We start from the raw sequence: 25,242 nt of genomic DNA, 5'->3' as shown, positions 1-25,242 counted from the left end.
ATCCTCTGGCTCGGGGTGAGACAATAGACAGTTATGGATCCCAATAAGCTCAACCACGGACCCGCTGCCGTCCCGCCGCCCTCCGAGTCAAAACTCATGAAGACGCGGCCCGCGACCGATCGCGTGCGCCCGCAGGTGAAGCCGAAGGCCGAAGGTTGGAAGCAACTTACGACTCCCGACGGTCGGCCAACGCTGCAGTTCGCGTCACCGCGCGTGAAGCAGCCCGCCACACACCTCGCTGACTTGACGCTCGCTGAGCGAGAAGCGAAGGTCGTCGAGATGGGTCTGCCGAAGTTTCGCGCGAAGCAACTCTCTGTGCACTACTTTGAGCACCGCACAACTAGCCCCAAAGAGATGACTGATCTGCCAAAAGATCGGCGTGAGGAGCTGGCTGAGGCCTTCTTCCCGCCGCTGCTCACCGAAGTGAAGCGTCTCGTTACCGACGACGGTGCGACGATTAAGTTCCTTTGGCGCCTGTTCGACGGTGCACTCGTCGAATCGGTGCTCATGCGCTACCCGGGTCGCATCACCCTCTGCGTATCGAGTCAGTGCGGCTGCGGAATGAACTGCCCGTTCTGCGCGACCGGTCAGGCAGGTCTCACGCGCAACATGTCGACCGCAGAGATTCTCGACCAGATTGTTCAGGCCAACCGAGTCATTGCCGAGGGCGGTCTCGGCCGCAAACGCACGGTCGGTAACGGCGCTGAACCCGAGCGGGTGAACAACATCGTGTTCATGGGCATGGGGGAGCCACTCGCGAACTACAAGCGGGTCATGAACGCTGTCCATCGCATGATTGCTCCGTCTCCTGAGGGGCTGGGCATGAGCGCGCGTGGCATTACGGTGTCGACGGTGGGGCTTGCCCCCGCGATCCGCAAACTCGCCGACGAAGATATTCCCATCACCTTTGCGCTCTCGCTGCACGCGCCAGACGATGCGCTGCGCGACGATCTCATTCCTGTCAACAGCCGATGGAAGGTTGAGGAAGTACTCGACGCCGCCTATCACTACTACGAGAAGACCGGCCGTCGCGTGTCGATCGAGTACGCGCTCATCAAAGACATGAACGACCACGCCTGGCGCGCCGACTTGCTCGCTGACAAACTCAACTCCCGCGGCCGCGGATGGGTGCACGTGAACCCCATCCCACTGAATCCGACCCCTGGCTCAATCTGGACGTCGTCATCGCGCGAGGTGACGCGAGAATTTGTGGATCGGCTCAACGCCGCTGGCGTTCCGACGACACTGCGCGACACACGCGGCAAGGAAATCGACGGCGCGTGCGGGCAGCTTGTGGCTACCGAGCAAGATAAGGCAGAGGCCGAGGCGTTCGCTGCGGCGCAGTAATTCACCGCTTTCATAAGCGGATCGAATGAATCTTTTCTCACGCTTTTGGGTGAGTTATAGTGATTGGCGTGACTACCAACCCGAAAGCAGATCAACTCGGTTCGATCGACTCGACTGAGTTGCGAATACTGCACACGCTCGCGGTTACTGGGTCGCTTACTGCGACGGCTGCTGCTCTCGGGCTCAGCCAGCCGGCCGTGAGCCAACGCATTAAGCGCGTTGAAACTCGGCTCGCGGTTCCGCTGATCGAGCGGTCGGGGCGAGGCATTCGTCTCACCACCGCCGGCAACATTCTTGCCGAACACGGGCGCACGGTTGTGAGTGAGATTGACGCTGCGATCGCCGCGATTGAAGATCTCCGCGGTGAGCGGGCTGGAACGCTGCGGCTTGTCGGGTTTCCGTCGGCATCGGCGACGATTGTGCCCGCAATTATGCGAGCGCTCACCGTCGAGGCCCCGAAGTAGTGCTGCAGTACACCGAGGCAGAACCACCCGCCGCAACAGAGATGCTGCGCGATGGTGAGGTCGACTGTGCTCTCATTTTTGACTACGAGGGCGCAGCCGAACGGCCCGCAGGCAGCGCATTTCTTCCGCTGTGGAGCGAGGACGTGCACCTCGTCGTGTCGAATGACCGCGCAGATCAGATCTTCGGTGCGCGATCCGCTGACACCCCAGTGCAGCTCAGCGAGTTCTCCGAGGAACACTGGATCGCAGGGTGCGAGAAGTGTCGAGGACACCTGCTCTCAGCGGCGCACAGCGCGGGATTCGAGCCAGACATCATTCAGTCGACCGACAACGTGCCCGCAATGCTCGCGATGGCTGCGGCAGGCGGCGCGGTTGCGCTCGTACCGGGGCTAGCGCTCGCGGCTGCTCCAGCGCTACCAAGCGACGCGCTTTCCATGCAACTCGATCCACCCCGCCACCGCACCATCGGCTTACTGTCGATGGCGACGGTCAATGAGAGCCCGCAGGTTCGGCTCGCCAAGCGATTGCTTTCACGCGTCGATGGCGGCGCGTGGGGCCTCACGCCAGCATGAGCCTCAAGGTGTGGGCACACACCTCGCCCCACCCGCTCGAGCTCGGCGGTCGCCTACAGAGGCGCACCGTCATCGTGCTCTCGATCGCCACGATTCTTGGCGGCCTTGGCATTGGAGCAGGCATTTCTGTCGGAGCGCTGCTGCTTGCTGAGGTGAGTGGAAGCGAAGCAATTTCTGGATTCGCGTCGGCGGCGCTCAATGGCGGAGCGGCGATCGCGGGTATCCCGCTCGCGCGGGTCGCTGCCCGATACGGGCGGCGCATGGCGGTCGTGCTCGGGAGTCTCGTTGCGATGGTGGGTGCCGCGATCGCGGTCGCGGGTGCCTCGCTCGGGCTCTGGCCAGTGGTGGTGCTCGGCATCGCGACGCTGGGTGTAGCAAGCGCAGTGCAGCTCATGTCGCGATTCGCCGCGACCGACCTCGCCCTCCCGCGCAACCGCGCACGCGATCTCTCGCTCGTCGTCTGGGCGATCACCATTGGTGCGGTCGTGGGGCCAAACCTCATGGCGCCGGGTGCCGTCGTTGGTGAGTGGATCGGGATTCCACCGCTCTCCGGGGTGTTCGTGTTCACATTCGGTGCACAGGCACTCGCAGCTGTCGTGAACTGGGTTGGGCTTCGCCCCGATCCGCTGCTCACCGCGCGAGCCATCAGCGACCGAGAGGTCTCAGCGGCGACCGAGCGCGGAGACGCCCCAGTTGCGGTGCCTGATCTCGCGAGGCTCCCAAAGATTACCGTCATCGTGATGATAGGTGTTGCCCAGGCGCTCATGGTTGGTCTCATGGCCATGGCACCTCTGCACATCATGCACCACGATCCACACGGTGAGCCCGTGGTCGGCGTGACGCTGAGCCTGCATATCGCGGGTATGTACGCGCTCTCGCCGGTCTTCGGGGTGCTCGCAACGAAAGTAGGTCGCCTTCCCGTCATTTTTCTCGGATGGGTGATCTTCGCGCTCTCGATCGTGCTCGCTTACGCGGCAGATTCCGACTTCCTTCTCGTGCAGGTTGCACTCACACTCGTTGGCGTCGGCTGGGGTGCAGTGACGGTTGCGGGTGCGGCACTGCTCACCGACCTCACTGAGGTGCAGGAGCGACCGAGGTGGCAGGGTCGATCCGACGCGTGTATGAGCGCATCGGGTGCGACCGCCGGGGTGCTTGCCGGGGTGGTCTATGCGGCGAGTGATTACGCATTTCTTGCGCTCGTGTGCGGTTTCATTCTTGTTGTCGGAGTGATCGCCTCACTGTATCCGAAGCTTCGCGTGCCAAAGCAGCACTAAACTGGTGGGGATGTCTATTAGCGCTGATCCACAGTTTTCAACCGCAGAGGGGAGCGACGTTCGCGTACGCTTCTGCCCGTCGCCCACGGGCACGCCACACGTTGGGATGGTGCGCACCGCACTGTTCAACTGGGCGTATGCCCGGCATACGGGAGGCACGTTCGTCTTCCGCATCGAAGATACCGATGCGGCGCGTGACAGTGAAGAGAGCTACGGCCAGATTCTTGACTCCCTGAGGTGGCTCGGCCTCCACTGGGACGAAGGAATTGATGTCGGTGGGCCGCACGAGCCGTACCGCCAGTCGCAGCGCGGCGAGATTTATCGTGAGATCGCTGAGAAGCTCAAGGCCGCCGGCTACCTCTACGAGAGCTACTCGACGTCGGAAGAGATCGACGCGCGTAACGAGGCCAATGGGCGTGCGAAGCAGCTCGGTTACGACAACTTCGACCGCGACCTCACTGAGGAACAGCGTGCGGCGTTCCGCGCAGAGGGGCGCGAGCCCGCGCTTCGGTTCCGCGTTCCCGACATCGACCTGAGCTTCGACGACCTCGTGCGTGGGCCAATCAGTTTCCCTGCCGGTTCGACGATCGACTTTGTCGTGGTGCGCCCGAACGGTGCTCCGCTGTACACGCTCACGAACCCAGTCGACGATGCGCTTATGGGCATCACCCATGTGCTCCGCGGCGAAGACCTGTTGTCGTCGACACCCCGCCAGGTGGCGCTTCACCGCGCGCTCGTAGAGCTCGGCATTGAGACAGCGATTCCGCGCTTCGGCCACCTTCCCTACGTCATGGGCGAGGGCAACAAGAAGCTGTCGAAGCGCGACCCCGAGTCGAATCTGTTGCACCATCGCGAGCGCGGCTTCATTCCTGAGGGCCTGTTGAACTATCTGTCGCTGCTTGGGTGGTCAATTTCTGCGGATCGCGATGTGTTCTCCCGCGACGAGATGGTTGCGGCATTCGACGTCGTAGACGTCAACCCCAACCCTGCGCGCTTTGACCAGAAGAAGGCCGACGCGATCAACGCAGACCACATTCGGCTGCTCTCGGAAGACGATTTCTACCAGCGCATCATGCCGTACCTGGTTGCTGGCGGGGCGCTTCCGATCGAGGCAACTGAGGCGCAGCGCGAAACCGTGCGCGCCGCTGTTCCCCTCGTGCAGAGCCGCATCACCGTGCTTTCTGAGGTTGTGCCGATGCTCGGTTTCTTGTTTACGAGCTCTGACGCGCTCGTGTATGAAGACGACGCAATGAAGTCGCTCAAAGATGATGCGCCATTGGTGCTCGCAACGAGCGTCTCGGCACTTGAACGCCTCGGTGAAGACGAGTGGATCACGTCGAAGATTCAGGAAGAGCTGCAGGCGGCGCTCATCGAGGGCCTTGGCTTGAAGCCTCGCGTCGCCTTTGGCGCGCTGCGAGTGGCAGCATCGGGTCGCCGAGTGTCACCGCCTCTCTTTGAGTCGTTCGAGCTGCTCGGTCGCGATGAGACTCTCGCGCGACTGAACCGACTCAAGAATCAGCTTTCTGGTACCGACATGGAATGAGGTTTGAGCGTGATCGAGACTGTAGCGAGCAACCCCGACGCGCCATATGGTGTCGCGATTCTTGGTGGGGGCCCCGCCGGACTTTCTGCGGGGCTGCAGCTCGTGCGTGCAAACCGACGCATCGCGATTCTCGATTCGAACCGGCCGAGGCACTCTGCCACTCTGCAGTCGCACGGGTTTCTGACGCGTGACGGTGCCTCTCCACTCGAGCTGAGACGACTTGGGCGCGAAGAGTTCGAGGAGTATCCGACGGCGCGCTTCGCTCAGTCGATGGTGCGAGAGGTCGCTCCGCTTACTCGCGACGAGGCACTCTCCGTCGGTTTTCCAGACGGTATTGGGTTCCGCGTTCGCGCGACCGGCATTCGTGGATCGGCTGATGTCGAACTCGTAGCTCGCAGAGTGCTGCTTGCGGCCGGTCTTACTGAGGAACTGCCGGCTCTTCCCATGATCCGCGCGTATTACGGCACCGCGCTGCACTCGTGCGTAGAGTGTGACGGATTTGAGAAGACGGACAAGCCGCTCGCGCTCATCGGCGAAACGAACGACCTGTTCGCGCGGGCGCTGCTCATCTCTCGATTTAGTTCTGATCTCATTGTCTTTACCAACGGGGCCGAAACGGTTCGGCCTGATCAGGAACAGCAGCTCGCATCAATCGGGATTCGTGTTGAGCGCCGAATCATCGACGACATCGTCGGTGAGCGCGCCGACATGACCGGGGTTCGGCTTGCCGACGGAGAGATCATTCCGCGTGTTGGCGGATTCGTTCGACCAAGATGGCATGCTCCGGTAGAGTTTCTCGGAGACTTAGAGATCACTAGGGACAGCTGGGGACTCGTCGTCGTGGATGAGCGCGGCGAAACCTCAATTCGGGGGGTCTACGCGGCGGGCGACATCGTACCGCCCGGCCCGCAGCAGCTCATCATCGCAGCGGGCAATGGCGCGCGGGTTGCTGCGCGGCTGAATATGGACATGATCCGGGGAGCCCTCGGGGTAGGACAAGTTGATGAGTAACGAGAACGTTGCGGCAATGAAAGACAACACTTCAGAAAGTACCGAGTCGGGCGCCGGCGACGAACGCAAGTACCTTACTCCCGGTGCGAGGTCGGCATCTGCGGGTTCCCGCTATGCGGTAATCTCAGCGGCATTCGTCGGAGTGCTGCTCATTTCCAATGTTGTCGCAGTGAAGCCGATTGCCTTTGGTGCGATCACATTCGGGTCGTTCTCTCTGCCGCTCGTGTTCGACGGGGGAGTGTTCCTCTTCCCGCTCGCGTACATCCTCGGCGACGTTATTGCAGAGGTGTATGGCTTGAAAGCCTCGAGACGCGCGATTTTTGTTGCGTTCGCGCTGGCAGCGGTTGCGTCGCTCACAATTTTCATCGTTCAGGTTTCGCCGCCCGCCGCCGGATGGGAAAACCAAGAAGCCTTTGCTGCAGTGCTCGGGTTCGTACCTCGAATTGTCGCGGCAAGTCTAATCGCGTTTCTTGCGGGGCAGCTCCTCAACGCGTGGGTGCTTGATCGCATGCGCAAGCAGACTAAGGGTCGCTTCCTGCGTTCGCGCTTGATCGGCTCGACCGTAGCTGGTCAGTTGGTCGATACGCTTCTGTTTTGCACGATCGCGTTCGCAGGAATCATTACCGGCATCGACTTCGTGATGTATGTCGTGCTCGGTTACGTGGTGAAGGTGCTCGCTGAGGTCGTGCTCTTGCCGATTACGACGCGGGTTATTTCTGCGGTGCGCCGAGCTGAGGAGCGAAGCGCGGCGTAACTGCTGCTGCCGCTGCCTTGGCGAACTCTCGGCCGTACTGACGGCTGAGAACATCCTCGCGCAATTCGGCAAATGTACCGTCGATAATTGACTCGCGAATACGGTCGACGAGTCGAACGATAAACCGTTCGTTGTGGATCGTCGCAAGCGTAGACCCGAGCATCTCTTTCGCCTTGAACAGGTGATGCAGGTATGCCGCCGTGTAGTTTTCGCACGTGTAGCAGTCGCACTCTGGATCGAGGGGTTCGAAGCGACGCCTCTGGGGCGCTGCCTTTGCGTTGATGCGACCAGAGCTCGAGTACATCGTGCCGCCGCGGGCCTGACGTGATGGCGCGACGCAGTCGAAGGTGTCGGCTCCCGCGGCGATTGCGGCAAACAGGTCGTCCGGCTCTGAGATTCCGAGAAGGTGCCGAGGCTTTGACTGGGGCAACTCTTCGGTCATCCATCCGACGATCGTGCCGAGCTCACTCTTCTCGAGCGCTCCGCCGAGGCCAAAGCCATCGAATTCCTGTTCAGTGGCTTCGCTGCCGCGAAGATTCGCGAGGCCCCGTGCCGCTTGGCGGCGCAAGTCTTCGTATTGTGCTCCCTGCACGACCCCGAAGAGGGCTTGGTAGGGGCGGTGCTGCCGATCCGCTGTCAACTTCGCATGCTCATCGAGGCAGCGAACCGCCCAGCGCTCGGTGCGCGCGACCGAATCTTCTTGATATGCGCGAGTGTTGAGCAGGGTCGTGCACTCGTCGAAAGCGAACATGATGTCTGCGCCGAGTTGGTGCTGAATCTGCATCGAAACCTCAGGGGTAAACCGGTGCATGTCGCCGTTCAAGAACGACTTGAAGGTCACCCCGTCTTCGTCGACGTGCGCGAGCCGCTCTTTGTTCTTCGCGATTACCTCCGCGTCGGCGTAAGCACTCTCCGACATCGAGATCACTTTCTTGAACCCGACACCGAGTGACATCACCTGAAACCCGCCGGAGTCGGTGAACGTCGGCCCGTCCCAATTCATGAACTTGCCGAACCCACCGGCTTCGTCAACGATGTCGCTGCCTGGCTGCAGAAACAGGTGATACGCATTCGCGAGCACAGCTTGACCGCCGAACTGCTTCACGGTATCGGGAAGAATCGCCTTCACCGTCGCCTTCGTTCCTACGGGAATGAAGGCGGGCGTCTGAATATCTCCGTGTGGGGTGTGGATCACGCCCGCCCGCCCGAGCGGGCGACCGTCACTTGCGTGAGCACCGTCGCTTTCGAGGCGGTGCTCGATATCGAAGCTGAAGTCGGCAGGAGATGGAGATTTGTCTGCGGTCACCCGACTATCTAAGCACCACCAATCTGCGAGCAGGTTGCGCGCGCCTTCGCCCGCGTATGTGGTGTTCAATTACTCACCACGAGGCACCACTTGGCGACACGCCCGGAAAACGGCCTGTGTTTGCGCTCCGGGGTTGATCGGCGTAATGTATTCCTTTGTCAGCGCAACGAAGCCGGGCCGCAGGGCGGTTCGGTTGATTTCATGCGCATCGATCACATTACATGTGATACGGTAGACAGGTTGCTTTTCGGAGGGCCCGGTTGGGTCGGTACGGGGGGTGTCTGGTTCTTGAGAACTCAATAGTGTGCACTTAAATTGTCAAATGCCAATTTTTTATCCCGTCGCATAACCCGTTTGGGTTGTGTTGATGGCGATTCCTTTTGGACAAAATTATATGAACGTCAGTATTGATGTTTGTTGTTTGTCAGGTTGAACTCGCATTCACGATCATGCTTATTCCGCTGGTTGTGGTGCATGTAATTTTTTACGGAGAGTTTGATCCTGGCTCAGGACGAACGCTGGCGGCGTGCTTAACACATGCAAGTCGAACGATGAAGCCCCTGCTTGCAGGGGTGGAAGAGTGGCGAACGGGTGAGTAACACGTGAGTAACCTGCCCCTGACTCTGGGATAAGCGCTGGAAACGGTGTCTAATACTGGATATGACCTATCACCGCATGGTGTGTGGGTGGAAAGATTTATCGGTTGGGGATGGACTCACGGCCTATCAGCTTGTTGGTGAGGTAATGGCTCACCAAGGCGACGACGGGTAGCCGGCCTGAGAGGGTGACCGGCCACACTGGGACTGAGACACGGCCCAGACTCCTACGGGAGGCAGCAGTGGGGAATATTGCACAATGGGCGCAAGCCTGATGCAGCAACGCCGCGTGAGGGATGACGGCCTTCGGGTTGTAAACCTCTTTTAGTAGGGAAGAAGCGAAAGTGACGGTACCTGCAGAAAAAGCACCGGCTAACTACGTGCCAGCAGCCGCGGTAATACGTAGGGTGCAAGCGTTGTCCGGAATTATTGGGCGTAAAGAGCTCGTAGGCGGCTTGTCGCGTCTGCTGTGAAATCCCGGGGCTCAACCCCGGGCCTGCAGTGGGTACGGGCAGGCTAGAGTGCGGTAGGGGAGATTGGAATTCCTGGTGTAGCGGTGGAATGCGCAGATATCAGGAGGAACACCGATGGCGAAGGCAGATCTCTGGGCCGCTACTGACGCTGAGGAGCGAAAGCATGGGGAGCGAACAGGATTAGATACCCTGGTAGTCCATGCCGTAAACGTTGGGAACTAGATGTAGGGCCTGTTCCACGGGTTCTGTGTCGTAGCTAACGCATTAAGTTCCCCGCCTGGGGAGTACGGCCGCAAGGCTAAAACTCAAAGGAATTGACGGGGGCCCGCACAAGCGGCGGAGCATGCGGATTAATTCGATGCAACGCGAAGAACCTTACCAAGGCTTGACATATACGAGAACGCTGTAGAGATACAGAACTCTTTGGACACTCGTATACAGGTGGTGCATGGTTGTCGTCAGCTCGTGTCGTGAGATGTTCGGTTAAGTCCGGCAACGAGCGCAACCCTCGTCCTATGTTGCCAGCACGTTATGGTGGGAACTCATGGGATACTGCCGTGGTCAACACGGAGGAAGGTGGGGATGACGTCAAATCATCATGCCCCTTATGTCTTGGGCTTCACGCATGCTACAATGGCCGATACAATGGGCTGCGATACCGCGAGGTGGAGCGAATCCCAAAAAGTCGGTCTCAGTTCGGATTGGGGTCTGCAACTCGACCCCATGAAGTCGGAGTCGCTAGTAATCGCAGATCAGCAACGCTGCGGTGAATACGTTCCCGGGCCTTGTACACACCGCCCGTCAAGTCATGAAAGTCGGTAACACCCGAAGCCGGTGGCCTAACCCTTGTGGAGGGAGCTGTCGAAGGTGGGACTGGTGATTAGGACTAAGTCGTAACAAGGTAGCCGTACCGGAAGGTGCGGCTGGATCACCTCCTTTCTAAGGAGCACTCGTCACCGTTTGGTGGCGCAGAATACTCAGATCAGTGACGAATGTTCACTGCTGGGTGCTCATGGGTGGAACATTTGACAACATAAGCATTCAATTGGGTGTGTGAGTGAGTACGCCAGGTCTTCGGGGCTGGTTGGAAATGTTTGCGCGTTTGAGGGAATGGCTTTTTTGAGTGCATACTGTTGGGTCCTGGAGACCCAGACCATTTGCTTGTCCCGATTTTTTGGGGTGGGTGGGTGTGCTTGGTTTCTTCAGTCCATGCTGCCGCAACGTGTTGTGTGGTGGGGTGGGTTTGACCGTACGTTGAGAACTACACAGTGGACGCGAGCATCTTCGATACATGCATGATCATTTTTTGGTTGTGTGTGTCTCATTGGTTTCATGCATCAACCCTTTCGGGGGTGGGTGTGTGTTTCTGTAATTATTTACTTATGTGATTTCAAGTTTCGAAGAGCAAACGGTGGATGCCTAGGCATCTGGAGCCGAAGAAGGACGTAGTAATCTGCGATAAGCCTCGGGGAGCCGATAAACGGGCTGTGATTCGAGGATTTCCGAATGGGGAAACCCCGCTAGGCGGCTTGCTGACCTAGTGACTCCCGCCTGAATATATAGGGCGGGTAGAGGGAACGTGGGGAAGTGAAACATCTCAGTACCCACAGGAAGAGAAAACAACATGTGATTCCGGGAGTAGTGGCGAGCGAAACTGGATGAGGCTAAACCGGTGGTGTGTGATACCTGGCAGGGGTTGCATCATCGGGGTTGTGGGATCTTTCTGGCTGCGCTGCCATGCAGCCGACGTGAGTGTCAAGGTATAGCGGAACAGCTTGGAACGGCTGGCCGGAGTGGGTGAGAGCCCCGTATGCGAAATGCCTTGGCCGCGTGAAAGATATCCCAAGTAGCACGGGGCCCGAGAAATCCCGTGTGAATCTGTCAGGACCACCTGATAAGCCTAAATACTCCCAGATGACCGATAGCGGACTAGTACCGTGAGGGAAAGGTGAAAAGTACCCCGGGAGGGGAGTGAAATAGTACCTGAAACCGTTTGCTTACAATCCGTCGGAGCACCCTTGTAGGTGTGACGGCGTGCCTTTTGAAGAATGAGCCTGCGAGTTAGCGATATGTGGCGAGGTTAACCCGTGTGGGGTAGCCGTAGCGAAAGCGAGTCTGAATAGGGCGATCTAAGTCGCATGTCCTAGACCCGAAGCGAAGTGATCTATCCATGGCCAGGCTGAAGCGTGTGTAAGAGCGCGTGGAGGGCCGAACCCACTTAGGTTGAAAACTGAGGGGATGAGCTGTGGATAGGGGTGAAAGGCCAATCAAACTTCGTGATAGCTGGTTCTCTCCGAAATGCATTTAGGTGCAGCGTTGCGTGTTTCTTGCCGGAGGTAGAGCTACTGGATGGCCGATGGGCCCTACAAGGTTACTGACGTCAGCTAAACTCCGAATGCCGGTAAGTGAGAGCGCAGCAGTGAGACTGTGGGGGATAAGCTTCATAGTCGAGAGGGAAACAACCCAGATCACCAACTAAGGTCCCAAAGCGCGTGCTAAGTGGAAAAGGATGTGGAGTTGCTGTGACAACCAGGAGGTTGGCTTAGAAGCAGCCACCCTTGAAAGAGTGCGTAATAGCTCACTGGTCAAGTGATTCCGCGCCGACAATGTAACGGGGCTCAAGCACGCCACCGAAGTTGTGGCATTCATATATGTGGTAGGCCTTCGTGGTCCAGCCGTATGGATGGGTAGGAGAGCGTCGTGTGGCGAGTGAAGCGGCGGTGTGAACCAGTCGTGGATGCCACACGAGTGAGAATGCAGGCATGAGTAGCGAAAGACGGGTGAGAAACCCGTCCTCCGGAAGACCAAGGGTTCCAGGGTCAAGCTAATCTTCCCTGGGTAAGTCGGGACCTAAGGCGAGGCCGACAGGCGTAGTCGATGGACAACGGGTTGATATTCCCGTACCGGCTGGTAACCGTTCAAGACCTAACGAGTAGTGCTAAGCAAACCAATATTCTGCGGATCCTTCGGGTGATGTGGGGTGGCGGCTGCGAACCCGAACTCGGGTGGTGAGCGTGAGGTGTGACGCAGGAAGGTAGCCTGTGCCGGGCGATGGTTGTCCCGGTGTAAGTATGTAGCCCGTCAGTTATGAATAGTTTCTGGCTTTGGGTGAGATACGATGCGGACCCGTATGGGGAAGCAGGTGATCCTATGCTGCCGAGAAAAGCATCGACGTGAGGTTGCTAGTTGCCCGTACCCCAAACCGACACAGGTGGTCAGGTAGAGAATACTCAGGAGATCGAGATAATTATGGTGAAGGAACTCGGCAAAATGCCCCCGTAACTTCGGGAGAAGGGGGGCCATCCACTTATACCAACTTGCTTGGGAAAGGGTGTGGTGGCCGCAGAGACCAGTGGGGAACGACTGTTTACTAAAAACACAGGTCCGTGCTAACACGCAAGTGGACGTATACGGACTGACGCCTGCCCGGTGCTGGAAGGTTAAGAGGAGCGGTTAGTGGTCTTCGGACTGCGAAGCTGTGAATTTAAGCCCCAGTAAACGGCGGTGGTAACTATAACCATCCTAAGGTAGCGAAATTCCTTGTCGGGTAAGTTCCGACCTGCACGAATGGCGTAACGATTCCCCAGCTGTCTCCACCATAAACTCGGCGAAATTGCAGTACGAGTAAAGATGCTCGTTACGCGCAGAAGGACGGAAAGACCCCGTGACCTTTACTACAGCTTGGTATTGGTGTTCGGTGTGGCTTGTGTAGGATAGGTGGGAGACTGTGAAGCTGGCACGCTAGTGTTGGTGGAGTCGTTGTTGAAATACCACTCTGGTCATATTGGATATCTAACGACGAACCCTGATCGGGTTTTCGGACAGTGCCTGGTGGGTAGTTTAACTGGGGCGGTTGCCTCCCAAAATGTAACGGAGGCGCCCAAAGGTTCCCTCAACCTGGTTGGTAATCAGGTGGCGAGTGTAAGTGCACAAGGGAGCTTGACTGTGAGACTGACAGGTCGAGCAGGGACGAAAGTCGGGACTAGTGATCCGGCAGTGGCTTGTGGAAGCGCTGTCGCTCAACGGATAAAAGGTACCTCGGGGATAACAGGCTGATCTTGCCCAAGAGTCCATATCGACGGCATGGTTTGGCACCTCGATGTCGGCTCGTCGCATCCTGGGGCTGGAGTCGGTCCCAAGGGTTGGGCTGTTCGCCCATTAAAGCGGTACGCGAGCTGGGTTTAGAACGTCGTGAGACAGTTCGGTCCCTATCCTCTGCGCGCGTTGGAGATTTGAGAGGATCTGACCCTAGTACGAGAGGACCGGGTTGGACGGACCTCTGGTGTGCCAGTTGTTCTGCCAAGGGCATGGCTGGTTGGCTACGTTCGGGATGGATAACCGCTGAAAGCATCTAAGCGGGAAGCCGGCCTCGAGATGAGATCTCCGTACACCTTTAGGGTGTGTGAGGCTCCCAGTAGATTACTGGGTTGATAGGCCAGATGTGGAAGCGCTGTAAGGTGTGGAGCTGACTGGTACTAATAAGCCGATGACTTGACTTCATCCCAAATAGTGTTTTGGGGCATGAGTTTGTAAGTGTAACGATGTTCGCGTCTACTTTGTGGTTCTTGACGTACGGCCACACCCCCTGGGTTTGAGTGACTTAGGCCTGTGGTTGGTGGGGTGTGTATATGTCAATAGAGTTTCGGTGGTTATAGCGTCAGGGAAACGCCCGGTCACATTCCGAACCCGGAAGCTAAGGCTGACTGCGCCGATGGTACTGCGAGGGGGACCTCGTGGGAGAGTAGGACACCGCCGAACATTTTTTGAAGGGAAAGGCCCTGGAACAGATTCGTTCCAGGGCCTTTCTGCATTTCAGGACTTCAATACTTGGGCCGTAGTTTCGCCTACGTTCCCTCCCCAAGAAGTTTTTGAGCATCGATTTCACTATGAGCGTCAGCGGGGTTCCGCTTCTGGTCAGGGTAGCTGCACTGAGTCCGATAAACTTGAAGCTGGACAAGACAACTGAGCGAAAGCAGGCTGCCTATGGGGGCGATGACGGGAGTGTTACTCGCTCTTTCCATCGTTTCCTTGATTGCACATCCAATCGCACGGCGCTTCGGTCGTCGGGCCTTTCTCTTCTTCGCAGTGGTCATGGCTGCGTCGTTTGCTGTCATGGTCGCACTCTCGATTCCAGCCTTTTCGGGCGATGCGCTTGTAGAACACCTAGAGTGGATTCCGTGGCTCCAGCTGAATCTCACGTTCAGGCTCGATGCGTTCGCTGCACTATTTGCACTCCTTGTCACCGGAGCAGGCGCTCTCGTGCTGCTGTACTGCAACAACTACTTCGACGACGGTGACACTGGTCTTCCGCGCTTCTCTGCAGTATTCATGGGCTTTGCAACGAGCATGCTCGGCCTCGTGATCTCAGACAATCTGTACCTACTCTTTATTTTTTGGGAAGCGACAACTGTCTTCTCGTTCCTGCTTATTGGCCACGTGCTCAGATTGCGCACTGCCAACTCTGCAGCTCTCCAGGCATTGATGATCACCACACTCGGCGGTCTCGCAATGTTTGTTGGGTTTGTGTTGCTCGTACATGCATCAGGAACACCCTTGCTGTCGGAGATCATTGCCGATCCACCACGGGGTACGATCGTCACCGTCTCTGTATATCTCGTTTTGCTTGGTGCGATTTCTAAGTCTGCGATTTTCCCCTTCCACTTTTGGCTGCCCGGAGCTATGGCTGCGCCCACGCCAGTGAGTGCTTACCTACATGCTGCAGCGATGGTGAAGGCCGGGGTGTTTTTACTCGTCCGAATGAGTGAGCCATTCGCTGATGTGCCCGGCTACCGGTGGGTCCTTGTGATCCTCGGCGGTTACACGATGATTCACGGCGGGATCCGCGCACTTCGGCAGTTCGACATTAAACTCATCGTCGCGCACGGCACGGTGAGCCAGCTCGGGCTGCTGGTGATGGTCATTGGCGTGGGGGATCCGCGCGCAACATTCGCTGGACTCGTGTTGCTCTTCGCACACGCAGTAGCGAAGGCGCCGTTGTTCCTTACCGTTGGAATTATCGACTCATCAACTGGTGTGCGCGACCTTCGCCGGCTCAGCGGTGTTGCTTCCCAGTTCCCGGTGCTCGCGTTCATTGCGGTGCTCGTTGCTGCTTCGATGTCGGGAGTGCCACCGTTCTTTGGCTTTGTCGCGAAAGAGTCAGCCTTCACGGAGTTGCTTGCCCTTGGCCGAGAGCAGCCGATTGCAATGGTTGCGTTATGCGTTGCTGTTGCGGGAAGCATGCTCACGGTTGCATACATGTGCCGGTTCATCTGGGGTGCGTTTGCCCGGAAACCCGGTGTACCTGACACGCCAATTGAAGAGACTCCTTCGCGCACGTTCTTGGTTGCGCCAGCACTGTTCGCGATCATCACCATCGTCTACGGCTTTGGTGCACCGATGCTCGATCCACTGGTTCAGGCGGCAGTTCCCGGCCTAGTTTCCGGCGACTTGGGCGTCACCCACTTGGCGCTGTGGCACGGTTTGAGTGTTCCGCTCCTACTTTCAGCGTTAGTTATCGGCGTGGGCATCTTCTTTTTCTTCCCCGCAAAACGCATCGCTGGTGCGCTCCCTCCCGCTGCCGAGCGTTTTTCTGCCTCCCACATGTACTGGTTGGCAACGCACTGGCTCGATCTCCTTGCCGTTCGTTTGACCTCGATCACCCAGCGTGGATCGCTTCCGTTCTATCTTGCGGTGATCCTCACGACACTCGTGTGCACACTTGGCGGCACCATACTTGCGACCAACCAGTGGCCGGAAGAACTCGAGTTCATTGCAAATCCCGTCGAGATCCCAATTGCGGTCGTGATGATTGTTGCGGCAGTGTTCGCAATTCGAGCGCGAACTCGATTCCAAGCAGGTGTACTCGTCGGAGTCACCGGGTACGGGATGGCCGTCATTTTTGCGCTGCATGGAGCTCCCGATCTTGGTCTTACCCAACTGCTTGTTGAGACCATTACGCTCATCGCGTTCGTGCTCGTGATTCGTAGGCTGCCCGCACGCATGCGGGAGCATGCTACGCGTTCGCATCGAGTCGGACGGCTACTACTTGGGCTAGGGCTGGGGCTCGTGCTCGGGGCTGTCGCCGTGATTTCCCTTGGTGGTCGCATCGCAGATCCAATCTCGCTCGCCCTGCCGCAGCTTGCCGTTGAAGGTGGGCACGGGTTCAACGTCGTCAATGTGATGCTTGTCGATATACGTGCGTGGGACACGATGGGGGAGCTCTCGGTCATTCTCGCTGCCGCGACTGGCGTAGCCTCACTCGTCTTTCTCAACACTCGCATTGACCGGAGTCCTCACCTCAGTAGGCGTGCGGCACGCGATGCTACTCGCGCTCATCTTATGCGTGTCGCGGATCCAGGCGACCCCGAGAGCCGCATGAACTGGCTGTTGGCCGGTTCCAAACTCGATCCGAGACGTCGCTCGATCATTCTCGAGGTGATAGTTCGACTCATCTTCCACGCGCTGCTATTGCTCTCGATATTCCTTCTCCTCTCTGGCCACAACAGCCCGGGCGGTGGCTTCGCGGGAGGTCTCGCGGCTGGGCTCGCGCTCGTCGCCCGGTACCTCGCGGGTGGTCGGTATGAGCTGCGCGCTACGGTGCCACTTGATGCTGGTCGAATCCTCGGTATCGGTCTTGCCCTGTCGGTGTCGATGGCGATGCTGCCGCTATTTTTCGGGCAGCCGGCGCTCTCCTCGACCTGGGTTGATGTAGATCTCGGTATTTTTGGCTCCTTGCCGCTCGTCACGTCAACGCTGTTTGATATTGGCGTGTATCTCGTCGTGTTCGGTCTCATCCTCGATGTGCTGAGAAGCCTTGGTTCAGAGATCGATGAGCATGAAGAGTCCGACCCAGTTTCATTTGCAGAGGAGCACGCGCAATGACCATGCCCCTCGTCCTCGTGGCCGTGATGGTGGTGATGTACACCGCAGGTGTCTATCTCATGCTGGATCGGAGCCTCACACGCATTCTGCTCGGCTTCCTCCTCGTCGGAAATGCAACGAACCTGTTGATCTTCCTCATGTCCGGAGAGTTTGGAAGCTCACCGATAGTTGGGGGAGACGACGATGGTTCGATGAGCGATCCACTGCCACAAGCGTTCATTCTCACGGCGATCGTCATTACTTTCGGCGTGAGTGCGTTCCTGCTCGCACTCATTTACCGGTCCTGGCGACTGTCGCGCATCCTTGAAGACCGAGTCGAGGACGACCGCGACGATCTCGAAATTTCGCGAGCCGAGACCCTCACCACCGAAGAGGTTACTGAGGAGGATCTTGAAGATGCGACTGAGTTTGAGGATGACATACCCGGAGACGACTCTGAGGACTCAGATGACTTAGATAGCTCGGATGGTTCGGGCGATGTAAGTGATTCAGGCAAATCGAAAACGGGGCCGGGCGAGGGAGGCCAATCATGACCTTTCTCGTACCGATCGTCGTGCTCATTCCGCTCGCGGGTGCAGCACTTGCGCTTGCCGTTCCAGGGCATCGTGCTCTGCAGCGTGGGATCACTCTCGTTGCTCTGACCGCAGTATCGATTATCGGCATCATTCTGATGTTCATCGTCGACAAGACCGGCCCGCTCATTATGCAGGTCGGCGGTTGGGCAGCGCCATACGGCATTTCGCTCGTCGTCGACCGAGTTTCGGCGCTCATGCTCGCCGTTTCCGCGGTTGTGCTGCTATCGGTGTTCCTGTTCTCAATCGGTCAGGGTCTTGCCGATGGCGACGAGGAAACACCGGTTTCCATCTATTACCCGACCTATCTCGTGCTCGGCGCAGGCGTTTTCAACGCCTTCATCGCTGGCGACCTGTTTAATCTGTATGTCGGGTTCGAAATTCTGCTCGTCGCGAGCTACGTGCTCATCACGCTCGGTGGTACTGCGCAGCGCATTCGCGCCGGAGTCACGTACGTGGTCGTCTCCCTCGTATCGTCAGTGCTCTTCCTTGCGGCCATCGCGCTTGTATATGGGGCGACGGGCACCGTGAATATGGCGCAGCTTACTGCCCGCATCGCTGAACTACCGAGCGAACTTCAGCTCATCCTCAACCTCACCCTGATCATCGCGTTTGGCATTAAGGCCGCAGTTTTTCCGCTCGCGTTTTGGCTGCCAGATTCATACCCAACTGCGCCAGCACCGGTGACCGCTGTCTTCGCCGGGTTGCTCACAAAAGTCGGTGTGTACGCGATTATCCGCACACAGACGATGCTCTTCCCGCATTCGAATATCGACCCACTGCTCATGGGTGTCGCGGGAGCAACGCTCATCGTCGGAATTCTTGGTGCAGTTTCACAACTCGACGTGAAACGAATGCTCTCGTTCATTCTCGTGAGTCACATCGGCTACATGATATTCGGCATCGCAATCGCGACCTCTGTTGGTTTCGGGGCGACGGTGTATTACATTGCCCACCACATCATCGTGCAGACCACGCTGTTCCTCGCCGTTGGCCTCGTCGAGCGCCAGGGCGGAACCACGTCACTCGCTGGACTCGGTGGGCTCATGCGGAGTTCGCCGATTATCGCCGTGCTTTTCTTCCTGCCTATGTTGAACCTTGGCGGCATTCCACCGTTCTCTGGGTTCCTTGGCAAGCTCGGGCTGTTTACTGCGGGCGCCCAGATTGAGTCCACTGCAGCGTACTGGCTCATTGGTATCGGCGCAGCGGTGTCACTGCTGACGCTATACGCACTTGCCCGCGCCTGGACACTCGCGTTCTGGCGCCCAAAGGTGAAGGCACAGGAAGCGCAGGGGGCTCCTCGCACGGCCTCGAATGAGGCAGTGCTCTTGCGCGAACGCGAAGAGAAACTCTTTGAGCGATTGCAGGATGCGCCAGACGCACTGCCGACGCGTGAGAAAAAGGGTATTCCACGTCTCATGATCGCGGCGACGATCGGGATGATTGGCGTGAGTCTTGTGCTCACCTTCGCGGCCGGTCCGCTCTTTGGCTTCGCCGAGCGCGCGGGAGACGACCTCACGGACCATGGGAAGCTCGCTTCACTCGTGCTCGAGGCGAAGCATGTGAACGGTGGCAGCGGATCTACATCGCTCGGTGAGGAGGTCGGCCATGATTAGGCGCAAGCGCCGTACGGCTCGGGGCCTTGAGATGTTCGTTCGTTTTCACGAGCTGCCGCTCCTCGTCGGACTCGTCATCATGTGGATGATGTTCTGGCAAGAGATCTCGCCCATGTCCGTGGTGAGCGGAGTGCTCGTATCGATCATGGTGATGCGCCTGTTCTACCTGCCGCCCGTTGAACTCGCGGGGCGATTCAACCTTTGGTATGCGTTGCGCTACGTGGCGTACTTCCTCTGGAACCTCGCATATGCATCATTTCAGGTGGGTTGGCTTGCGATTCGGCCGGGCTCTCCACCGATGACATCGATAATTGCGGTGAAGCTACGTACAAAGTCAGACTTCATTCTTACTCTCGTGGGGCTCACAATTTCGTTGATTCCCGGTTCGCTCGTCGCTGAGGTGGATCGGTTTGGATCGATTCTGTATCTCCACGTGTTGAATACGCCGTCTCAGAAAGAGATCATGAACATGCGGCGGGAAGTTGCGACAATTGAGCGCCTACTTATTCTCGCGCTCGGATCTCGCAGTGAAGTGAAGGCGGTGCGCAAATGACGTTTGAGGTTCTCATGCTCGCGGTGGTCGGTGCCGGACTCACGTTCACCGCGATCGCTGCGCTTCTGCGCATTGCCCGCGGCCCGACAATCCTTGATCGTATGATCGCATCTGATGTCTTGCTCACAACGGTCATGCTCGCACTCGGTGCAGATATGGTGGCGCGAGGGCACACCGATTCCATCCCGCTGATGGCGGGAATTGCTGCAACGGCGACATTTGCGACTATCGTGGTGGCGCGATACGTGAAGCGACGCGCGGAGCACCGATTGCCGCAGGGTATGGGGGGCGATCACCATGTTTGACGCGATACTAGATGTGGCCGCACTCGTATGCTTGGTGCTTGCCGGGTTACTCTCAGCCGCCGCCGGGTTTGGCTTGCTGCGTTTTACCGACGCACTGAGCCGGTTGCACGCAGCCACGAAACCACAGATCTTTGGGCTACTGCTCGTCATTGCAGCGGTAGCGCTCGATCAGCGTTCGTGGGGCGTACTTCTCGCGCTGATGCCGGTGTTTGTGTTTCAGTCGATCACTGCTCCCGCAGCTGCGCACATGGTGGGACGTGCTGCATATCGCACAGGCGAGCTCGACGACGATATATTACTCGTCGACGAACTCGGCCCGGCGATCGCCCGTGCTGGGAAGCGGTCTGGCGAAGACTAACCGCTTAGAGGTCGACCAGGTGCTTGGTGTACGCGGGCAGCGTGAGGAATGTTGGGAATGCCTCGCCGAGCGCTACCTCAGTAAATAGTTCGGCAGCGTCGTCGTAGCGGTCACCCTCAAATCGATCGAATCCCGCAATCGTTTCTGCGAGGATTCCAGCGACCCATTCTCGCGTGATGCGCACGCCGCTGTCGGTCGACTGATCCTGGTGGATCCACTGCCAAATCTGCGAACGGCTGATCTCTGCGGTGGCTGCGTCTTCCATGAGGTTATCGATTGCAGCAGCGCCGATACCGCGGATCCACGACTCGATGTAGCGAACTCCGATCGACACATTCTCGCGCACACCGGCCTCGGTGATAGCACGCCCGATGCGAACATCAAGCAGCTGTTCGGCAGTGACCTCGACATCGTCGCGCTGCCGATCCACTTGGTTCGGACGCTCGCCGAGAGTCGCGTCGAACACAGACTGCGCGACCGGGATGAGATCGGGGTGCGCAACCCAGGTGCCGTCGAAACCATCGTTCGCCTCGCGTTGCTTATCTGCGCGCACCTTCTCTTCCGCGCGTCGCGTGACCTCGGGGTCACGACGGTTTGGAATGAACGCGCTCATGCCGCCGATTGCGTGTGCTCCACGCTTGTGCGCGGTCTTCACGAGCAATTCGGTGTATGCCCGCATGAACGGCACCGACATGGTCACCTCGCTGCGATCGGGGAGTACGAACCGTGCGCCGCGGCCGCGGTAGTACTTGATGATTGAGAAGATGTAGTCCCAGCGGCCCGCATTGAGTCCGGCCATGTGGTCCCTGAGTACGTAGAGGATCTCCTCCATCTCGAATGCTGCGGGGATTGTCTCGATGAGCACAGTAGCGCGAATCGTGCCGCGTTCGAGCCCAAGGTATGACTCCGTGAAGGTGAATACATCGTCCCAGAGTTTCGCTTCCTCGCTCGACTCGATTTTCGCCAGGTAGAAGTACGGTCCCTGACCGTTCTCGATAAGCTGCTTGGCATTGTGGAAGACATAGAGACCAAAGTCCACGAGGCTTCCTGACGCGGCGCATGACTGGCCGTTCGAATCGGTAAACCGCATGTTCTTTTCAACCATGTGCCAACCGCGTGGGCGCATAACGATTGTGGGTGTGCGTTCCGCCGTGACGCGGTACTGCTTGCCCTCGGCGCTGGTGTACTCGAGCTGACCGCGAATTGCGTCGTAGAGCGACAGCTGGCCGCCGATGACGTTTTCCCAGGTCGGGCTTGTTGCGTCTTCCTGGTCGGCAAGCCACACGCGAGCACCCGAGTTCATTGCGTTGATCGTCATTTTCGGGTCGGTTGGGCCGGTGATTTCAACGCGACGGTCCTCGAGTCCCGGTGCGGGCGGTGCGACCTTCCACGATGAGTCCTCGCGAATGTGCTTGGTGTCATCGCGGAACTTCGGGTCGCGACCGTTGCCGATCTCGAAGCTGCGACGCTGGCGATCTGCGAGGCGTTCGTGGCGTGCCCGTGCGAAGCGGTGGTGCAGCTCTAGAATGAACTGAAGCGCCTCTGGTGTGAGGATCTCGTCGCTCCGCTCGAGCGGGCGACCGTTGAGTTCGAGGACCGGCTCAATCGCTGGAGCTGCATACGAGTGTGTGCGCTCTGAAGCGGGTGCGGTGGTCTCGGAACGGGTTGCCGTTTCGGTGTTCATAGTATCGACTCCTGCCGTGAGGCCCTGAGTGGGTGATTGCTTGGTAGTTCTATTTTTAGGCTGGTCAATACGGCGAGGTAGAGAATTTCAAGTAGAAATATCCCACTTTTTCTACTTGCTGAAACTATTTGAGTCTGTCATCATGGTGAAATGGCAAGTCAGGTGTTAGAAGTTCAAGTTGTCGATGACTCGAGCGACGGGGGAGATGCGCTGGTTCTCGGGCGCAGAATTCGCGAGCGTCGCACCGAGCTCGGCATGAAACTTGAGACGCTCGCGGCGGCGGTTGGTCGCGCACCGTCGCAGATCTCAGCGATTGAGAATGGCAAGCGTGAACCGAAGCTGCCGCTCCTGCGCGCGCTTGCGACCGCACTGCAGTCGAGTGTGGATCAGCTCTTGGTAGATGAGGCACCGAGTGAGCGAGCGGCGCTCGAGATCGCCGTTGAGCGAGCTCAACGGGGCACTGTGTTTAGGTCGTTGGGCCTTGAGCCGATCCGCGTTTCAAAAACCGTGAACGACGAAACGCTGCAAGCCATCATTGGCCTGCACCAAGAAGTTGAGCGACTGCACCGAGAGCGAGCTGCCACCCCTGAGGAAGCGCGCAGAACCAATACTGAGCTTCGTGCGGAGATGCGTGTGGCCGGGAACTACTTCGAAGACCTTGAGCGAGTCGCGAAAGATCTTCTGGACAGCGCCGGGTATTCAGGGGGCCGGTGCTGCAACAGACGATTGCGCGCGTTTCTGAGAAGCTCGGATTCTCGCTTCACTATGTGTCTGACCTGCCGCACTCGACCCGTTCGGTAATCGATCGGCGAAATGGGCGAATTTACATGAGCGCGGGGCAGTCGTCACGTGACGCGCGTGCGCCGATCCTGCGAGCCCTGGCGAGCCTGGTGTGCGAACACGAAGAGCCGCGCAGCTACGCAGACTTTTTGCGGCAGCGTGTTGAGGCGAACTACCTCGCGGGTGCCGTGCTGCTTCCGGAGGGCGCCGCAGTTGATTCGCTCAAGAACGCGAAGCAGCGACGCGAGATCTCTATGGAGGATTTGAGGGACGAGTTCGCGGTTTCGTATGAAATGGCCGCGCACCGGTTCACGAACCTGGCAACCCAGTGGCTCGACTTGAACGTGCACTTCACGAAAGTGCACGAGTCGGGAACCCTCATTAAGGCCTATGAGAATGACGGGGTGCGATTTCCGTCTGACGCGCTCGGAAATCTTGAGGGGGCGACCGTGTGCCGAAACTGGACTGCTCGAACGGTTTTCGCGCAGCCAGATAGGTTCAACCCCTGGTATCAGTACACGGACATGTCTTCCGGCGGTACCTACTGGTGCACCTCGCGCATCGAAAAAGCGAAGGAAGGCATGTATTCAGTGAGCGTCGGGGTTCGGTTCGAAGACGTGCGGTGGTTCCGTGGGCGCGAGACGGACCATCGGACACGGTCATTTTGCCCGGATGAGACTTGCTGTAGGCGTGCGTCAGCCGACCTTACGCAGAAGTGGCAAGCTGCCGCGTGGCCAGAAGCAGCCACCCCGACGAGCCTGCTCGCAGCGCTCCCAACAGGCACGTTTCCCGGTGTGGATTCGCACGAAGTTTACGAGTTTCTCGAGTCGCACGAGTAGGCGCATATCCTCAGCCGGAGAATGATGACTCGCGACGCGCCGAGATCCGTCAGTTTTTCGTGCAGGAACGTGCGCGGAAGGGCCTAGCTGCGGTAGCGTAGGGGGACGGTATTGGGGTGAAACTCCCCGCTGAGCACGGAAACGGGTGAGACAGTGGCGAGCGATAAGCGAGGTCATAACACCGAGGTAAAGGCAACGGAGCAATTCCGTGAAGACCTCAATGCGATGATCCGCGCAAACGTTACCGATCTTGGGGTCGATGAGCGCGATGCAGTCGAGGCATTGCCTTCGGGTGCTGCGCTTCTTGTCGTGCGTCGCGGCCCCGACCTTGGTGCGCGCTTTTTGCTCGACAGAGATGTGACGGTCGCAGGCCGTCACCCGGCCGTTGATATTTTTCTCGACGACGTGACGGTTTCTCGAAAGCACGCGGAGTTCCGCCGTTCAGGTACGACCTTTTCAGTGGTTGATCTTGGGTCGCTTAACGGCACATATTCCGATGGTGAGCGGATCGAAGGTGAAGTCGCACTTGATGATGGGGTAGAGGTGCAGGTGGGTAAATTCAGATTCACCTTCTTTGCGTCTCGGTTTGATCTTCCCGGTGCGAACTGATGGCGGCCGCTCCGCTTCGCGCGGTTAGTCCAGCAGCGCACGGTCTGCTGAGTATCGGACAGGTGCTTGCGAATCTCGAAGACGAATTTGCAGACCTGACACCGTCGAAGCTCCGGTTTCTCGAGGATCAGGGTCTTGTCGAGCCTGAGCGTACCAAGTCGGGCTACCGCAAGTTCTCTCAAGAACACGTAGAGCGCATCCGTCTCATTCTCACGCTACAGCGAGATCACTACCTTCCGCTCAAGAAGATTGGCGAGGTGCTCGACGAGCTTGATTCGGGGCGAGATCCCGTTATTCCCGGGGCATCGAAGCGTAGTGCGTCGACGATCCTGTCTGCGAAACAGGTGATCTCGAGTGAGGAGCTGTGTCGCACGACCGGTGCGAACAAGCGTTTTCTTGGTGAAGCCATTGCGGCAGGTCTGCTGCCAGCAGCCGAGGTCTTTCCGCTTGACGCTGTCGGGCAGCTCGCTGCACTTCTCAAACTTGCACAGGCTGGCCTGACACCGAGGCACCTTCGGTCGCTCCGCATTGCGGCAGAGCGCGACGCCGAACTGTTGGCTCACGCAATTTCATCGCGGGGCGAGAAGAAGGGTTCTCCGAGCGCGGTCGACGGTTCGCTTGAGCTCGTTGAGTATCTCGAGACAGTGCGCTCCGGCGTGTTGCGACGAAAGTTTGGCACACTCTAAAACAGCGTCGTTTCGCCCT

General features: G+C 58.4%; 17 protein-coding genes, 3 rRNA genes and 1 pseudogene. 19 read left to right on the top strand and 2 right to left on the bottom strand.

What is annotated here, in order from left to right; all coding sequences use genetic code 11:
* The first annotated feature begins 33 nt into the window (after positions 1–33).
* From rlmN to H9L06_RS03180, 7 genes are all read left to right on the top strand, one after another.
* Entirely contained in the window at positions 34–1,347 is a 1,314-nt protein-coding gene (gene rlmN / locus H9L06_RS03205) for a dual-specificity RNA methyltransferase RlmN (RefSeq protein WP_187555814.1), read from the top strand.
* A 68-nt stretch (positions 1,348–1,415) separates the two neighbouring features.
* Positions 1,416–1,811 (top strand): LysR family transcriptional regulator, encoded by a 396-nt coding sequence (locus tag H9L06_RS11725; RefSeq protein ID WP_246454472.1) that lies wholly within the window; start codon positions 1,416–1,418, stop codon positions 1,809–1,811.
* Positions 1,811–2,383 carry a LysR substrate-binding domain-containing protein gene (locus H9L06_RS11720; RefSeq protein WP_246454471.1) on the top strand — a complete coding sequence of 191 codons (573 nt, stop codon included), beginning with the start codon at positions 1,811–1,813 and terminating at the stop codon, positions 2,381–2,383. The genes H9L06_RS11725 and H9L06_RS11720 overlap by 1 nt, the downstream gene beginning before the upstream one ends.
* Positions 2,380–3,657 carry an MFS transporter gene (locus H9L06_RS03195; protein WP_187555813.1) on the top strand — a complete coding sequence of 426 codons (1,278 nt, stop codon included), beginning with the start codon at positions 2,380–2,382 and terminating at the stop codon, positions 3,655–3,657. The genes H9L06_RS11720 and H9L06_RS03195 overlap by 4 nt, the downstream gene beginning before the upstream one ends.
* A gap of 10 nt (positions 3,658–3,667) precedes the next feature.
* Positions 3,668–5,200, top strand: a complete 1,533-nt coding sequence (gene gltX / locus H9L06_RS03190; protein WP_187555812.1) for a glutamate--tRNA ligase — start codon at positions 3,668–3,670, stop codon at positions 5,198–5,200.
* A gap of 9 nt (positions 5,201–5,209) precedes the next feature.
* Entirely contained in the window at positions 5,210–6,211 is a 1,002-nt protein-coding gene (locus tag H9L06_RS03185; protein ID WP_246454470.1) for an NAD(P)/FAD-dependent oxidoreductase, read from the top strand.
* Positions 6,204–6,965 (top strand): queuosine precursor transporter, encoded by a 762-nt coding sequence (locus tag H9L06_RS03180; protein WP_246454469.1) that lies wholly within the window; start codon positions 6,204–6,206, stop codon positions 6,963–6,965. The genes H9L06_RS03185 and H9L06_RS03180 overlap by 8 nt, the downstream gene beginning before the upstream one ends.
* On the opposite strand, the gene tgt is transcribed toward H9L06_RS03180, so the two are convergent.
* Entirely contained in the window at positions 6,922–8,271 is a 1,350-nt protein-coding gene (gene tgt / locus H9L06_RS03175) for a tRNA guanosine(34) transglycosylase Tgt (RefSeq protein ID WP_223165228.1), read from the bottom strand. The genes H9L06_RS03180 and tgt overlap by 44 nt on opposite strands.
* A gap of 483 nt (positions 8,272–8,754) precedes the next feature.
* Between tgt and H9L06_RS03170 the strand changes: the two genes are divergently transcribed.
* From H9L06_RS03170 to mnhG, 9 genes are all read left to right on the top strand, one after another.
* A 16S ribosomal RNA gene (locus H9L06_RS03170) occupies positions 8,755–10,279 on the top strand.
* A 449-nt stretch (positions 10,280–10,728) separates the two neighbouring features.
* A 23S ribosomal RNA gene (locus H9L06_RS03165) occupies positions 10,729–13,839 on the top strand.
* Between the two features lie 142 nt (positions 13,840–13,981).
* Positions 13,982–14,098 (top strand): 5S ribosomal RNA (rrf, locus tag H9L06_RS03160).
* Together the 16S, 23S and 5S rRNA genes form the textbook arrangement of a ribosomal RNA operon.
* 225 nt (positions 14,099–14,323) lie before the next feature.
* Positions 14,324–17,221, top strand: a complete 2,898-nt coding sequence (locus H9L06_RS03155; RefSeq protein ID WP_187555811.1) for a Na+/H+ antiporter subunit A — start codon at positions 14,324–14,326, stop codon at positions 17,219–17,221.
* The gene (locus H9L06_RS03150; RefSeq protein ID WP_187555810.1) at positions 17,218–17,754 is read left to right on the top strand and encodes a Na(+)/H(+) antiporter subunit C; all 537 of its coding nucleotides are present in this window, start codon (positions 17,218–17,220) and stop codon (positions 17,752–17,754) included. Before H9L06_RS03155 ends, H9L06_RS03150 begins: the two co-directional genes overlap by 4 nt.
* On the top strand, positions 17,751–19,409 hold the full coding sequence (locus H9L06_RS03145) for a Na+/H+ antiporter subunit D (RefSeq protein ID WP_187555809.1): 1,659 nt from the start codon (positions 17,751–17,753) through the stop codon (positions 19,407–19,409). Before H9L06_RS03150 ends, H9L06_RS03145 begins: the two co-directional genes overlap by 4 nt.
* Positions 19,402–19,962 (top strand): Na+/H+ antiporter subunit E, encoded by a 561-nt coding sequence (locus tag H9L06_RS03140; protein ID WP_187555808.1) that lies wholly within the window; start codon positions 19,402–19,404, stop codon positions 19,960–19,962. Before H9L06_RS03145 ends, H9L06_RS03140 begins: the two co-directional genes overlap by 8 nt.
* Positions 19,959–20,267 (top strand): MrpF/PhaF family protein, encoded by a 309-nt coding sequence (locus H9L06_RS03135; protein WP_187555807.1) that lies wholly within the window; start codon positions 19,959–19,961, stop codon positions 20,265–20,267. Before H9L06_RS03140 ends, H9L06_RS03135 begins: the two co-directional genes overlap by 4 nt.
* Complete coding sequence (gene mnhG, locus H9L06_RS03130) at positions 20,260–20,625, top strand: monovalent cation/H(+) antiporter subunit G (protein WP_187555806.1); 366 nt, start codon at positions 20,260–20,262, stop codon at positions 20,623–20,625. Before H9L06_RS03135 ends, mnhG begins: the two co-directional genes overlap by 8 nt.
* 4 nt (positions 20,626–20,629) lie before the next feature.
* On the opposite strand, the gene aceB is transcribed toward mnhG, so the two are convergent.
* Positions 20,630–22,309 carry a malate synthase A gene (aceB, locus tag H9L06_RS03125; protein ID WP_187555805.1) on the bottom strand — a complete coding sequence of 560 codons (1,680 nt, stop codon included), beginning with the start codon at positions 22,307–22,309 and terminating at the stop codon, positions 20,630–20,632.
* A 150-nt stretch (positions 22,310–22,459) separates the two neighbouring features.
* On the opposite strand from aceB, the pseudogene H9L06_RS03120 reads away from it, so the two are divergent.
* The 3 genes and pseudogenes from H9L06_RS03120 to ftsR all read left to right on the top strand — a co-directional run bounded on the left by H9L06_RS03120 (position 22,460) and on the right by ftsR (position 25,223).
* Positions 22,460–23,928: pseudogene (locus H9L06_RS03120) on the top strand (helix-turn-helix domain-containing protein).
* A 153-nt stretch (positions 23,929–24,081) separates the two neighbouring features.
* The gene (locus H9L06_RS03115; RefSeq protein WP_246454468.1) at positions 24,082–24,537 is read left to right on the top strand and encodes an FHA domain-containing protein; all 456 of its coding nucleotides are present in this window, start codon (positions 24,082–24,084) and stop codon (positions 24,535–24,537) included.
* Positions 24,537–25,223, top strand: a complete 687-nt coding sequence (gene ftsR, locus H9L06_RS03110; RefSeq protein ID WP_187555804.1) for a transcriptional regulator FtsR — start codon at positions 24,537–24,539, stop codon at positions 25,221–25,223. The genes H9L06_RS03115 and ftsR overlap by 1 nt, the downstream gene beginning before the upstream one ends.
* Positions 25,224–25,242: the final 19 nt, after the last annotated feature.

The sequence above is a fragment of the Leucobacter denitrificans genome (assembly GCF_014396385.1).
Classification (GTDB): domain Bacteria; phylum Actinomycetota; class Actinomycetes; order Actinomycetales; family Microbacteriaceae; genus Leucobacter; species Leucobacter denitrificans.
This window is presented reverse-complemented; position numbering and strand designations above follow the sequence as displayed.